We start from the raw sequence: 12,812 nt of genomic DNA on the forward strand, positions 1-12,812 counted from the left end.
AATGAGCGTCTAGAGCGCCGACTCGCGCTCCTCGACCGCGTACTGCACCACCGAGTTCGGATCGAAGATCCGCATGAAGTCGGCGAGCATCTCCTCGCTGCGCAGGCCGACCATCGCCTGCTCGTAGGCGGCGCGGTCGTCGAAGGTGACTTCGGTCATCACGTCGAACACCGGCTCGGCCGCGGCGTCGTCGATGCGGGTGAAGTAGCGTCGCACGTAGCGGCGGGCGATCGGCTTCAGCACCGTCTCGCCGAGCACCTTGTGGACCGTCTCGTAGTCGGTGACGAAGGCCTCGCGGCTGAGGCCGGGTTTGCGCTTCATCATCCAGATCGTCTTGAACATCGCGGTCCCTCTCAGCCAGGTCTCTCAGAGCGTCGCCAGCGCCTCGACCGCCAGGCCGAGGTCGATCTCGTCGCGCAGCCGCCGGCGCAGGTCGCGGACCAGCACGGTGCGGGTGTGGCGCAGCATCCGGTGGGGCAGGGCGGCGAGCCGACGGGCATGCTCCCGCGCCCGCGGCAGCAGCTGGTCGGCCGGCAGCACCTCGCCGACCACGCCCAGCCGCAGCGCCTCCTGGGCGCTGAGCCGCTGGGCGGTCAGCAGGAAGTAGCGGCCGCGGTTCGGCCCCAGCAGCATCGGCCAGACGGTCTGCACGCCGTCGCCCGGCACGACGCCGGTCAGGCCGTGCGCCAGGTCGGCGAACTCGGCGTGCTCGGCCGCCAGCACGATGTCGCTCAGCACGGCGATCTCGGCGTGGATCAGCGCCGGCCCGTTGACCGCGGCGATCACCGGCACCGGGATGGCCAGCAGGCTTTCCAGCAGGGCCACGCCCTCGGGGTAGATCCGGTCCCACATCTCCGCGAGGCCGGCTTCCGGCGCGCGATCCTCCGGGTCCATCGCCGCGATGAAGGACGATCCGGTGCCGGTCAGCAGCACGACCTTCGTCTCGCGGTCGCGGGCGATGTCGACGAAGGCGTGGCCGAGCTCGTTGTGCAGGCTGCGCGCGCTGGCGCCCCACAGCGCCTCGCCGCCGCGGGTGTGCAGCGTGACCTCCAGCACCCCGTCCGACCGGTCGAACCGGATGTTGCTGTACCGGTCGGCGTAGTCGGAAAGCTTCATGGCGGTCTCCGTAGGCGGCGGGTCAGCCGATGGCGCCCAGGGTCTTCAGCTGGTCCATGCGCGCCCAGTCGAGGCCCAGTTCCAGCAGGAACTGTTCGGTGTGCTCGGAGGGCTGCGGCGCGCGGCTGGTGGTCACCGGCGCATGCTCGAACTGCACCGGGTTGCGGGCCAGGCGGATCGGCGGGCCGCCGTCGACGGCCTCGACCTCGATCAGCATGTCGTTGGCCAGCGCCTGCTCGTCGGTGGCCAGGTCGAGCACGCTTTGGAAGGCCGCCCACTGGCCGCGCATGGTGCCGAGCCGGCCGCGCCAGTAGTCCATCGACTCGCCGGCGAAGGCCTTGGCGACCTGCTCGCCGGCGGCCTGGGCGTTGGCCAGCAGCGCCTCGACGGTGGCGAACCGCGGATCGTCGGCCAGCTCGGCCAGGCCGAGGTGCTCGAAGGTGTCGCGGATGTAGGGGCCGGGCGTCAGGATGCAGAGGTTGATCGAGCGGCCGTCGGCGGTGCGGAACACGCCCATGAACGGGTTGCCCGGGCTGGCGCCCGAACGCGGCATCGGCGCGTGGGTGATCTGGCCGGTCTCCAGGCCGAGCGCCAGGCCGGAGGCCGCCGCCCACCAGGCGGTCGACAGCAGCGAGACGTCGAGCTCCAGCGCCTTGCCGGTGCGCTCGCGGTGGAACAGGGCCGCGGCGATGCCGCCGGCGATGTTCATCCCGCCGATGGTGTCGCCGAAGCCGGGCAGTCCCTGCATCAGCGGGCCGTCGAGCTCTTCCGGCGTCATCGCCACCCCGACCCCGCCGCGGGTCCAGAAGGCGGTGCTGTCGAAGCCGCCGGCCTCGCGCTGCGGGCCCTTGTCGCCATGCGCGCTGCCGCGGGCATAGACGATGTTCGGATTGGCCGCGCGGATGTGCTCGAGATCGACCTTCAGCTTCTGCCGCTGGGCGGGAAGGTAGTTGGTGAGGAAGACGTCGCAGGTCTTGGCGATCTCGTAGATCAGCTCACGGCCTTCCGGCGTGGTCAGGTCGACGCAGACGCTGCGCTTGCCGCGGTTGGGGTGCTCCATCACCGTGTTGCGCTGCGGGTTCACCGGGATCGAGCCGACCCGCAGGAAGCCGCGCTGGGTGTCGCCGCGGCCGGGCGGCTCGATCTTGATGACGTCGGCGCCCCAGTCGGCGAGCACGGCGCCGGCCGCCGGCACGAAGGTGTACTGGGCCACCTCCAGCACACGCACGCCGTCCATCACGCGGGTCATGGCCGAAGCTCCCTCAGTGATCGAGTTCGCCGGCGACCGTCGCGCCCGGGCCGACCGGATGGGCCGGCAGCAGGACGTTGACGATCCGGCAGGGCAGGTCGCTGTCATTGCGCCAGCCGTGCATCACCCCGCGGTCGACCAAAACGTCGCCGGCCTTCAGCAGGGTCTCGCCGGTCTCGGTGATCAGGGTCACCTCGCCGAAGACGACGACCAGGAAGTCGAGGGTGTCGGTGGCGTGCATGAAGGAGCCGCCGCCGCCGCGGGGCGGGAAGTCCGAGAAGACGAAGTCCGCCCCGCTGGTCGGGAAGCGGAAGCGTCCGCCGCCGGTGTCGGCGTCGCCGCTGTTGTCGGCGGGCAGTTCCTTGGTCGACCAGATCACCGTCTTGGCGGGGCCGTCGATCTGGACGCAGGAGCGACCGTCCGCGTCGAGGCCGGTCACCACCCGGCGCGGCGGAGCCGCCGTCGCCGGGGTCTTCGTCGCTTCGCTCATGGCCTAGCTGAGCCCGTAGAACTTCTTGGCGCAGCCGGAGATGATCCAGTCCCGCTCGGCCTCCGGCACGCCCTTGAAGTTGTCGGCGATCACCTCGTGCGAGTGCGGGAAGGTGGTCTCCGAGTGCGGGTAGTCCGACGACCACATGATGTTCTTGCCGCCGGGGTGATGGCGCAGCTCCACTCCGATCGGGTCGGAGATGAAGGAGGCGTAGACGTTCTGGTCGAAGTAGTGGCTGGGGGCGTGCTGGATCGCGCACTCGGTCCAGTGGCGCTGCATGAACCAGGTGCGGTCCATGTAGTTGGCGGCCCAGGGGATCCAGCCGACGCCGGCCTCGATCAGGCCGATGCGCAACTCGGGGAAGCGGTCGAACACCCCGCCGTAGATCATGATCGCCGGGATCTCGAGCATGGCCGGCTTGCCCATCACCACGTCGGGCAGGAAGTTGGTCTTGTCCTTGAAGCGCGAGACCCGCGCGCCGAGGTGGAAGGTGATCGGCATGTCGAGTTCGACCGCCGCGGCCCACAGCGGATCGAATTCAGGATCGCGATACTGGCGCTCGCCGGTGACGTCGCCGGTCATCGCCTGCCAGATCGAATCCTTCTTGGTGAACTTGTGGATCGACTGCGGGAAGGCCGGCAGGTTGACCGCCACGTCGCCGCGCTGCTTCGCCGCCCGCATCATCGAGATGGTGTGCTGGACGTCGACCATCGGCAGGAAGGCGGCGCCGAACAGCCGTCCGTCGGAGTCGGCGCAGAAGTCCGACTGCCAGCGGTTGAAGGCGTCGAAACTGTCCATGTAGAGGTCGAGGTCGCCGGTCTGCAGCGGCCCGCCGCCGAAGATCACTCCCTTGTCGATGCCGTCGCGGTCCATATCGGCCAGGCGCTGCTGGGGCATCCAGCCGCCGACCCGCATGTCGGAAAGCTTGCCGGCGTTCTTGAACTGATCGAAGTCGCGGCCCGCCTGCGACTGCATCAGGTTCACCTGGCGGCGCTCGCCCTCGAAGACGATGTAGTCGAACTCGCCGTCGCTCTCGACGCTCGGCGCGCGGTCACGGAACTGCGGCGAGAGGTATTCCGCCCAGAAGGTCGGCGGCGGCGTCACGTGCACGTCGGCGTCGACCACATCGTCGGCCACGCGCGGCGCGGCGGTGAACTCGCGATTGACGTCGACATTCTCGCCCAGAGCCATGGCGCACTTCCTCCCGTGTTCTGAATTCGCGGCGTTCTCGCTTGCGCCGCGGTGACGAACGCTAAATCGCGGATCGAAAGCAAGCAAGTGCTTGGTCGGCGAGGCGCGGCGCTTTCACGGGCTCGCGCGATCAAAGGTTCGTTGGATTCAGAGGCTCGAGTGGGTGGCGGAGGCCCGCTGGGCCGACTGCTGAGGTTCCTCGCGCTTGCCGCACAGCTTGGCTTGGGTGGTGTCGGGCGACGGCCAGGTCAGCTCGTAGACGACGCGCACGGCATCGTGGTCCGACAGCTGCGGGCTGTCTGTCGATCCGTCGAACAGCGCCTCGATGCGGATCGGCCGCACCTGCACCCGAGTGCCCGAGCGGAAGAATTGCAGGTCCTGGGTGTCCATCCACGGGGCGTCGCCGTCGGAGGACATGCGCACGTCGCAGCCGGAGCCCAGCGTCTGGCAGAACCGCCGGACCAGGGTCAGCGGCAGCAACGGCTCGAGGAAGTCGAACCGCGCCTCGGAGCGGCGCATGTTGAAATCGCCGCCCAGCAGTGTCGGGTTTCCGACGTTGTTCACCGCGTCGATGAAGCTGGCCAGCTCGCCCGCCTGAGCGTGGTGGATCGGCAGCGTCCGTCGCGGCGGCGCGCCCGACGCTGTGCGCGAGTTCATGTGGGTGTCGAAGATGTCGATCGGATCCGGCACGCCGGGCAGCATCACCCGGGCGAACAGCGCACCCTTGTTGGCCAGGCAGTCGAAGCCGGCGCAGCTCTTCGAGGCGAACGGCTCGGACTTGTGCATCTCGATCGGGTAGCGGCTGGCGATGGCCAGGCCGCCGCTGGTGAACTTGAGGCCGATCTCGCCCCGCTTGAACGAGCGCCGGCCGGCGCCCACGCGCACAGCCTTGGCGGCCGGCAGGGCGCGCTTGTGGCCGCGGCCCGGGCCGTGAATGGTGTGCGGGTAGCCGGCGATCGTCACCGCATTCCGCGCCGCGTCGCTGAACACCTCCTGGAACAGGACGATGTCGGGCGCGTCACCGGTCTGGCGCAGGGCGGCAAGCTGCTTGCCGATGGCGGCCAGCCGCGGGCCGCGGTTCATCCGCGCCGGAAAGGCGAGCCCTTCGATGTTGTAGGTCATCACGTCGAGGGTGGTCCGGGCGTAGCCGTCCGCGAGCCGCTCCAGCTGCGGTTCGAAGCAGGGCGCCGCCGTCGGCGTCGGCGGATTCGACGCCGCGGCCAGCAGCAGAGGGGCCAGGACGACGGCGAGCAGCGGGCGCCAGGGTCGGGGCGGCGTGGGCGTCATGGGAGGATTCCTGCCGGCGCTCATCGGGACGTCAACCGAAGAGCAGGGCGCGCAGGCCGTAGGCGACGGCGGCGGTCACGCAAAGGCCGGCGAGCCACAGGCCGGCGAACCAGGCCAGCCGCCGCCAGAGCGGGAGCGGGACCTCAGTAGCTGTGATCGGCGGAAGCTTTGCCACGGAACACCCAATAGACGTAGGCAGTGTAGCTCAGGATCATCGGCAGCAGGATCACCACGCCGACCAGCAGCAGCGCCAGAGCGTTATCATGCGCCGCGGCCTGCCATAGCGTCACCTCATAGGGCACGGCGTAGGGCGCAATCGAGATGGCGAGGCCGGCGTAGCCCGACAGGAAGGCCGCCGCCGCGCCGAGATAGGCGGCGAACCGCGACCGGGCGCGGCCGGCGGCGAAGACCACCAGGGCCAGGCCCGCGGCGCCCAGCAGCGGGGCGGGGGTGAGCGGCAGCAGCCGGCCCCAATCCACCGCGGCTATCGACACCCCCCAGCGCGCGGTCACCTCCGGGCTGGCCGACAGGGTGGCGAGGCTGACCAGCGCCATGGCGATGGCCACCGCGACCGCCAGCCAGCGCGCCCAACGCCGGGTCTTGTCGTGGAGATCGCCTTCGGTCTTGCCGATCAGCCAGGTCGCGCCGAGCAGCATGTAGCCGAGGGTCAGCGAGGCCGAGGTCAGGACGGAAAACGGCGTCAGCCAGTCGAGCGGCCCGCCGGCGAAGCTGCGCCCGCTGACCGTCACCCCCTGCACGAAGGCGCCCAGCACGAAGCCCTGGGCGATGGTCGCGACGATCGAGCCGATCGAGAAGGCCCAGGTCCAGAAGCTGCGGCCGCGGCGGCGGCCGTGGGCGCGGAACTCGAACGCCACGCCGCGGAAGATCAACGCCGCCAGCATCAGGATGATCGGCATGTAGAAGGCCGGCATCAGGATCGAATAGGCCAGCGGGAAGGCGGCGAAGAGCCCGCCGCCGCCGAGCACCAGCCAGGTCTCGTTGCCGTCCCACACCGGGGCGATGGAGGCGGTCATCACGTCGCGCTCTTCGTCGCTGGCGAACGGGAACAGCGCGCCGACGCCCAGGTCGAAGCCGTCGAGCAGGACGTACATCAGGACGGCGACGGCGATCACCACGCCCCAGATCAGCGGCAGGTCGAGGTTCATCGGCGCGGCTCCCTGGCTCCGGTATGCGCGCCAGGGGCGGGTTCGTTGGCCATGGCGAGCGGATTGCCGGGCGGTTCCGGCGCTTCGGGCGGGACCTCGTGCGGGCCGGGCCCTTGCAGCAGCAGCCGGCCGATGTAGACAGCGCCGGCGCTGAACACGATGGCGTAGGTGACCATGAAGACCAGCAGCGAGCCGGCGACCGGCGCGGCGGGCACCGGCGACACCGCGTCGGCCGTGCGCAGCAGGCCGAACACCACATAGGGCTGGCGGCCGACCTCGGTGGTCATCCAGCCGGCCAGCACCGCGACGAAGCCGGCGGGCCCGGAGAGCAGGGCGATGCGGTGAAACAGCCGGTTCTGGTCGAGCCGGCGCAGCGCCCAGAGGCCCGCGCCCCACAGGCCGACGGCGATCATCAGCAGGCCCATGCCGACCATCACCCGGAACCCCCAGAACGGGATCAGCGTCGGCGGCCGTTCTTCGCGCGGCCAGGCCTTCATGCCCTTGAGCTCGGCCTTCGCGTCCCCGGCGACGATCCAGCTGCCCCAGCCCTTGGGCGTTTCGAGCCACACGTAGGTTTTCTCGGCGGCGTCGTTCGGCCAGCCCAGCAGGATCGTCGATTGGCGGCCGGTCTCCCACCAGCCCTCCATCGCCGCGACCTTGGTCGGCTGGTGCTCGTGCGCGACGGCGCCGCTCTCGTGGCCGATCAGCAGTTGCAGCGGCGCGAGCACCGCGATCAGGCCAATCGCCATCCGCCGCATGATCCGCGACTCCGCGCCGTCATTGCCGCGCAACGCCTGCAGCGCCGACGCGCCCAGCACGACCATGGCGGTGGTCAGGTAGGCCGCGGTCACCATGTGCGCGAGGCGCGAGGGGAAGGAGGGATTGAAGATGACCTCGAACCAGTCGACCGCGATGAAGCGGCCGTCCTCGATCGCGTAGCCCTGCGGCGTCTGCATCCAGGAGTTCGCCGACAGGATCCAGAAGGCCGAGAACAGGGTGCCGACCGCCACGAACAGGGTGGCCACGAAGTGCAGCGTCGGGCCGACCTTGCGCCAGCCGAACAGCATGATGCCGAGGAAGGAGGCCTCCAGGAAGAAGGCGGTGAGCACCTCGTAGCCGAGCAGCGGACCCAGCACGCTGCCGGTGCGGTCGGAGAAGACGCTCCAGTTGGTGCCCAGCTGGTAGCTCATCACCACGCCGGAGACGACGCCCATGCCGAAGGCCAGGGCGAAGACCTTCATCCAGAACAGGTAGAGGTTGCGGAACGCCTCGCGCCGGGTCGCCAGCCACGCGCCTTCGAGCACCGCCAGGTAGCTGGCCAGACCGATGGTGAAGGCCGGGAAGATGATGTGGAACGCGATCGTGAAGCCGAACTGGATCCTGGCGAGCAGGAGGGGGCTCAGATCCGCCATGGCGTTCTCCAGTGGGCGACGCCCGGCGAAGCTACCCGCTTTGCCCGTCCGAGCACCTCCGTAACGACCCTAGGGTGACTGCCGGCCGACCCCGGAGCCCGGGTCGGATTTACATTCGCTAAGTCTCGGAACCCGATGAAATGTTCGGTGTTTCGCTGCCGCCGCGCCGCAGGGGCGCACCTGCAAGGTCTGCGAGAAATGTCTGCCTCCGGCCCGCTTTGCCTCGCCGTCGTTCACTTCTCGGACGGCTGGCGGATCCTGGCGCAACACGGACGATGGGGCCGCTTCGCCTACCGCGTCGACGCGGAGGATGCGGCGCTTCGCCTTGCCCGCAAGGCGCGCGCGCAAGGGCGCGCGGTGCGCATCTGGGTGCAGGACAGCTGCGGTCGCATGCAGGATCTGGACGCGGCCTGACGCCCGCGCAGTTCAGCGGTCTTCGCCCTCCTGGCCGCCGGCCGGCGGCTCGCCGCGCTGGGAGCGCCATTCGTGAAAGGCGCGGCCGAAGTTGCGCTGACGTTCGCTGCGGAACTGGCGGTACTGCTCGTCGTACTGCCGCTGCTGCTCGTCACGCCAGTTCTGGTAGTCGCGGTCGTGGGCGCGCAGCTGCGCGTCGCGCCAGTGCAGGTAGTCGGGGTCGAACTCCGGATCGACCTGGGTCTGGGCGCTCGAGCCGTAGCCGGCCTGGCTCTGGCCGACGCCGGGATCGTCGAAGTCGAAGTTGGCGCGGCGTTCCCCGTCCAACCCTGCGCCCCAGTTCGGGGCGCCATCGGCGTGGAAGCCCTCCTGGCCGTACTCCTGGCCGGCGTAGGCGTAAGGCTCGCCGCCATGGACCGCGCTGGTTTCGTCCTCGCGTGAGCGCCCCGGCCGATCGTAGCCGGCGCTGCCGGCGTCCTCGTAACGGCGGCGATAGGCGATTCGGTCCTGGTCGTAGGGGCCGGCGTGCCGGTCATGACGCCAGAGATCCTCGCCGCGGACCTCGAAGCGATCGGGATTGTCGTCGCCAAACGATCGGCGCTCGCGGCCCGGCGGCCCGCCGCGCTCGCGCATCAGGTCCCGCCGCCAGCGCCCGCGTTCGGCGTCGTGGCGGCCGCGCGGGTCGTCCCACCTGGGCATGCTCGCCTCCTTCTCAAGCTTTCCAACGGCCGGCCTGCGGACCCGTTCCGCAGGGTCGCACCTGTCGCGGCGGCGCTTGCGATCGGCCTTGGGATCGCGCAAAGGCGAAAGGACCACGGGAGCAATGATGGCCCGCAGCAGCACGACCCGTCCCGAGGAGCAGGCGCTCGACGACGCCCTGCGCAGCCTGTTCAGCGCGGTGCAGACGCGTGTCTTACCCGACAGCCTGCGCTTCGTGATCGATCAACTGGACGAGGCCGAGCGGGCGGCGGCGAAGAAGGCGGCCTAGACTCTGTTCCGCCTGACTTGAGGCAAGTCAGCGGGGTAACAGGATCGTCGTCTTGGAGTGAGAGCCCGTCTCATCCACTCGCGTGATCCATCGCGAGTGGGAAGGGCTCTAGGCGCGTCCGGCGACGGTCAGGGTCTCCAGCGCCATCACGTCGGTGGCGTCTTCGGCGTCCATGATCTTCAGCAACCGGGCGCGGGCGCGGTTCACGCGGCTCTTGATGGTGCCGAGCGCACAGCCGCAGATCTCCGCCGCCTCTTCGTAGGACAGGCCGGCGGCCCCGACCAGGATCAGCGCTTCGCGGTGCTCGTCGGGCAGTTGCTGCAGGGCGGTCTGCAGCGAACGCATCGCCACGCTCCAGTCCTGGGTCGGAGCGGCCTTCAGCGCTCCGGCGTACTCGCCCTGTTCGTCGCGCACCTCGCGACGGCGGCGCAGCACGTTCGTGTAGTAGGTGTTCCGCAGGATGGTGAAGAGCCAGGCGCGCAGGTTGGTGCCCATCTCGAACTTGTCGCGATTGGTCCAGGCCTTGATCAGCGTGTCCTGCACCAGGTCATCGGCGTCGGAGCCGTTGTGACTCAGTGACCAGGCGAACGCGCGCAGCGCTGGAATCAGTGCGACGACTTCGTCCCGCCAACTAGACGTCGCGGTCATGGCGCCCTCGAGTCTGCCCTGGTGAGGCCCCGTGACACTCAACCTCTCGGCGCCCGATCAACGCGATCCCCTGGCATCCGTTCCGGCCACAGCGGGCAGAACGACGGCCGAGAGCCGGAACTTCCCGCCACCCCTGGACGTTGGCGTCGATCAGCTGAACCTTGAGTGGGGCGGCCGGAGCGCTTTGTCGCGCCGGTGGCGCGGCAGGAGCAATACATGGTGCACCCGCATGAAACCGCCGCGGGCGGAACCGCGCTTGGCGCGTCGTCGTCCTCCGACTGGCTCGCCCGCTATCGCGAGGTGCGCCGGGCCAGCGAGGCGCTGACCCGCAGTCTCACGCCGGAGGACCAACTCGCCCAGTCGATGCCCGACGCCAGCCCGACCAAATGGCACCTGGCGCACACCAGCTGGTTCTTCGAGACCTTCCTGCTGGCCCCGCGGCTGGCCGGCTACCGGCTGTTCGATCCGCGGTTCGGCTATCTGTTCAATTCTTATTACGAAACGCTCGGCGCGCGGCAGCCGCGGCCGGCGCGCGGTCTGCTGACCCGCCCGTCGCTGGATGACGTGCTGGCCTACCGCGCTCACGTCGACGCCGGCATGGCGCGGCTGCTGGAGCATCCCGACCCGGATCTGGAGCCGCTGCTGGCGCTGGGCCTGGCGCACGAGGAGCAGCACCAAGAGCTGATCCTGATGGACATCCTGCATCTGTTCGCCAGCTCGCCGCTGCAGCCGGCCTACGCGCCCCCGCGCGGCGCGCCGGACCGGGGCCCGCCGGCGGAGCTGGTCTTCGTCGACTTCGACGGCGGCCTGGTCGAGATAGGCCACGCCGGCCAAGGCTTCGCGTTCGACAACGAGGGGCCGCGGCACAAGCTCTGGCTCGAGCCGTACCGGCTGGCCGACCGGCTCGTGACGAACGCCGAGTGGCGGGCCTTCATGGCCGACGGAGGCTACGAGCGTCCTGAGCTGTGGCTGTCCGACGGCTGGGCGCGGGTGCAGGCCGAAGGCTGGCGCGCGCCGCTCTATTGGGAGGAGGCGCCGTCCGGCTGGATGACCATGACGCTGCACGGCCTGCGCGCCCTGGAGCCGGCCGCGCCGGTCAGCCACGTCAGCTATTACGAGGCCGAGGCCTACGCCGCCTGGGTCGGCGCGCGGTTGCCGACCGAGGCGGAATGGGAGAACGCCGCCGCCGGCGCGCCGCGCGAGGGGCGTTTCCTGGGCGCAGGCCGGCTCGACACCGCCGCCGCGCCGGCCCGCGAGGGCCTGCGGCAGATGTTCGGCGACGCCTGGGAATGGACCCGCAGCGCCTATTCGCCCTATCCCGGCTTCCGGCCGGCGGCCGGCGCGGTCGGCGAGTACAACGGCAAGTTCATGGTCGGCCAGTTCGTGCTGCGCGGCGGCGCCTGCGTCACCCCGCGCGGCCATGTGCGGCCGAGCTACCGCAACTTCTTCTACCCCCACCAGCGCTGGATGTTCTCCGGCGTGCGCCTGGCGATGGACGGCGGCGGCGCCTCGGCGAGCCGTTTCCTCGACGACGTGCTGGCCGGGCTGGCGCTGCCGCAGAAGGCGCTGTCGCCGAAATACTTCTATGACGCCGAGGGCTCGCGGCTGTTCGAGGCGATCTGCGAGCTGGCCGAGTACTATCCGACCCGCACCGAGATCGGCCTGCTGCGCGGCGTGGCGGGCGACATCGCCGCGCTGATCGAGCCGGAGACGGCGCTGGTCGAATTCGGCAGCGGCGCCAGCGTCAAGACCCGCATCCTGCTCGACGCCGCTCCGCAGTTCGGGGCCTATGCGCCGATCGACATCAGCCGCGAGGCGCTGGACGCTGCGGCGCGCGCGATCGCCCGCGACTATCCGAAGCTCACCGTGGCGCCGTTGGCGGAGGACTTCACCACCGCGATCCGGCTGCCCGAAGAGGTCGCCGGGCGGCCGATCCTGGGCTTCTTCCCGGGCTCGACGATCGGCAACTTCTCACCGGAGGAGGCGCGAAGCTTCCTGACCCGGGCGCGGCGGCTGCTGGGGGAGGGCGCGCGCTTCCTCGTCGGCATCGACCTGGTGAAGCCGGAACGGGAGCTGGTCGCGGCCTACGACGACGCGCTCGGCGTCACGGCGGCGTTCGACAAGAATCTGCTGGCGCGGATCAACCGCGAACTGGGCGGCGACTTCGATCTCGAGGGCTTCGTCCATCGGGCGCGCTGGAACCCGGCTGAGAGCCGCATCGAGATGCATCTCGAGAGCCTGCGGGATCAGGAGGTGGTGGTGGGCGGCCGACGGTTCGCCTTCGCTGCAGGCGAGAGCCTGCACACCGAGAATTCCTACAAATTCACGCTCGAGGGCTTCGCGCGCCTTGCGGACGCCGCCGGCTGGCGGCTCGAGCGGCGGTGGGCGAGCGCCCATCCGGCTTTCGCCGTGGTGCTGCTGCAGGCGTGATGAGCCGAGCGCCTGAGAGAAACGGCGAGCGGGCTTGGATCTGAAGTCCGCATCCGGCGATGACCGGGCGAACTTCAGATCCAGCGCACGCGCATTCAGCCTTCGCGACCGCGCGACCGACCGCCGCCGCGGCTGGCCTCACCGCCCTTGCGGCCGGCGGAGGCGGCGAGATCGCGGTCCTTGGCGAAGCTGCGCTTTTCGCCCGGCACCGAGGCTCCGCCCTTGCGGGCGATCTCGCGGCGACGCTCAGGGTTCATGGCGGCGAAGCCGCGACGGGCCCGTGGCTTTCCGGATTCTACGTTTGGCATGGTCACTCTCCTAATCGGGCGACGAGATCGGCTGATTGGAGCGAGGCGCCGCCGAACGAGGGGGGATCGGGGGTGTTCGTCGGGTTGGACATGGCGTCTCGCGGGAGGTTGCG

The 12,812-nt window shown here is 70.1% G+C and carries 14 protein-coding genes; 3 read left to right on the forward strand and 11 right to left on the reverse strand.

Translation table 11 applies throughout. The features are described 5' to 3' along the window. Positions 1-9: 9 nt before the first annotated feature. The 8 genes from ACSQ14_RS07570 to ACSQ14_RS07605 all read right to left on the reverse strand — a co-directional run bounded on the left by ACSQ14_RS07570 (position 10) and on the right by ACSQ14_RS07605 (position 7,911). Positions 10-342 (reverse strand): EthD domain-containing protein, encoded by a 333-nt coding sequence (locus ACSQ14_RS07570; protein ID WP_436011279.1) that lies wholly within the window; start codon positions 340-342, stop codon positions 10-12. A gap of 24 nt (positions 343-366) precedes the next feature. After that, positions 367-1,116 carry an enoyl-CoA hydratase/isomerase family protein gene (locus tag ACSQ14_RS07575; protein ID WP_436011281.1) on the reverse strand — a complete coding sequence of 250 codons (750 nt, stop codon included), beginning with the start codon at positions 1,114-1,116 and terminating at the stop codon, positions 367-369. A gap of 22 nt (positions 1,117-1,138) precedes the next feature. Beyond that, positions 1,139-2,365: a CaiB/BaiF CoA transferase family protein gene (locus ACSQ14_RS07580; protein WP_436011283.1), complete on the reverse strand. Its 1,227-nt coding sequence runs from the start codon at positions 2,363-2,365 to the stop codon at positions 1,139-1,141. Between the two features lie 13 nt (positions 2,366-2,378). Then, positions 2,379-2,855: a cupin domain-containing protein gene (locus ACSQ14_RS07585; protein WP_436011285.1), complete on the reverse strand. Its 477-nt coding sequence runs from the start codon at positions 2,853-2,855 to the stop codon at positions 2,379-2,381. A 3-nt stretch (positions 2,856-2,858) separates the two neighbouring features. Continuing rightward, on the reverse strand, positions 2,859-4,046 hold the full coding sequence (locus ACSQ14_RS07590) for an amidohydrolase family protein (protein ID WP_436011287.1): 1,188 nt from the start codon (positions 4,044-4,046) through the stop codon (positions 2,859-2,861). A 147-nt stretch (positions 4,047-4,193) separates the two neighbouring features. Next, positions 4,194-5,333 carry an endonuclease/exonuclease/phosphatase family protein gene (locus tag ACSQ14_RS07595; protein ID WP_436011289.1) on the reverse strand — a complete coding sequence of 380 codons (1,140 nt, stop codon included), beginning with the start codon at positions 5,331-5,333 and terminating at the stop codon, positions 4,194-4,196. A gap of 143 nt (positions 5,334-5,476) precedes the next feature. Continuing rightward, on the reverse strand, positions 5,477-6,499 hold the full coding sequence (gene cydB / locus ACSQ14_RS07600; protein WP_436011291.1) for a cytochrome d ubiquinol oxidase subunit II: 1,023 nt from the start codon (positions 6,497-6,499) through the stop codon (positions 5,477-5,479). Beyond that, the gene (locus tag ACSQ14_RS07605) at positions 6,496-7,911 is read right to left on the reverse strand and encodes a cytochrome ubiquinol oxidase subunit I (protein WP_436011293.1); all 1,416 of its coding nucleotides are present in this window, start codon (positions 7,909-7,911) and stop codon (positions 6,496-6,498) included. The genes cydB and ACSQ14_RS07605 overlap by 4 nt, the downstream gene beginning before the upstream one ends. Positions 7,912-8,046: 135 nt before the next feature. On the opposite strand from ACSQ14_RS07605, the gene ACSQ14_RS07610 reads away from it, so the two are divergent. Further along, positions 8,047-8,325 carry a hypothetical protein gene (locus ACSQ14_RS07610; protein ID WP_436011295.1) on the forward strand — a complete coding sequence of 93 codons (279 nt, stop codon included), beginning with the start codon at positions 8,047-8,049 and terminating at the stop codon, positions 8,323-8,325. Positions 8,326-8,337: 12 nt separating this feature from the next. Here ACSQ14_RS07610 and ACSQ14_RS07615 read toward each other — a convergent pair whose 3' ends face one another. Further along, on the reverse strand, positions 8,338-9,024 hold the full coding sequence (locus ACSQ14_RS07615) for a hypothetical protein (protein WP_436011297.1): 687 nt from the start codon (positions 9,022-9,024) through the stop codon (positions 8,338-8,340). A gap of 127 nt (positions 9,025-9,151) precedes the next feature. Here ACSQ14_RS07615 and ACSQ14_RS07620 point away from each other — a divergent pair, with 127 nt between their 5' ends. Further along, positions 9,152-9,313 (forward strand): hypothetical protein, encoded by a 162-nt coding sequence (locus ACSQ14_RS07620; protein ID WP_436011299.1) that lies wholly within the window; start codon positions 9,152-9,154, stop codon positions 9,311-9,313. Between the two features lie 108 nt (positions 9,314-9,421). Here the strand turns inward: ACSQ14_RS07620 and ACSQ14_RS07625 are convergent, their stop codons facing one another. Then, positions 9,422-9,961 carry a sigma-70 family RNA polymerase sigma factor gene (locus ACSQ14_RS07625; RefSeq protein ID WP_436011301.1) on the reverse strand — a complete coding sequence of 180 codons (540 nt, stop codon included), beginning with the start codon at positions 9,959-9,961 and terminating at the stop codon, positions 9,422-9,424. Positions 9,962-10,177: 216 nt separating this feature from the next. Between ACSQ14_RS07625 and egtB the strand changes: the two genes are divergently transcribed. Further along, complete coding sequence (gene egtB, locus ACSQ14_RS07630) at positions 10,178-12,391, forward strand: ergothioneine biosynthesis protein EgtB (RefSeq protein WP_436011303.1); 2,214 nt, start codon at positions 10,178-10,180, stop codon at positions 12,389-12,391. Between the two features lie 95 nt (positions 12,392-12,486). Here egtB and ACSQ14_RS07635 read toward each other — a convergent pair whose 3' ends face one another. After that, a complete protein-coding gene (locus ACSQ14_RS07635) occupies positions 12,487-12,699 on the reverse strand; it encodes a general stress protein (protein WP_436011305.1) in 213 nt (70 codons plus the stop codon). Between the last annotated feature and the right edge of the window lie 113 nt (positions 12,700-12,812).

This window comes from Phenylobacterium sp. LjRoot219 (genome assembly GCF_964252995.1).
Taxonomy (GTDB): Bacteria; Pseudomonadota; Alphaproteobacteria; order Caulobacterales; family Caulobacteraceae; genus Phenylobacterium.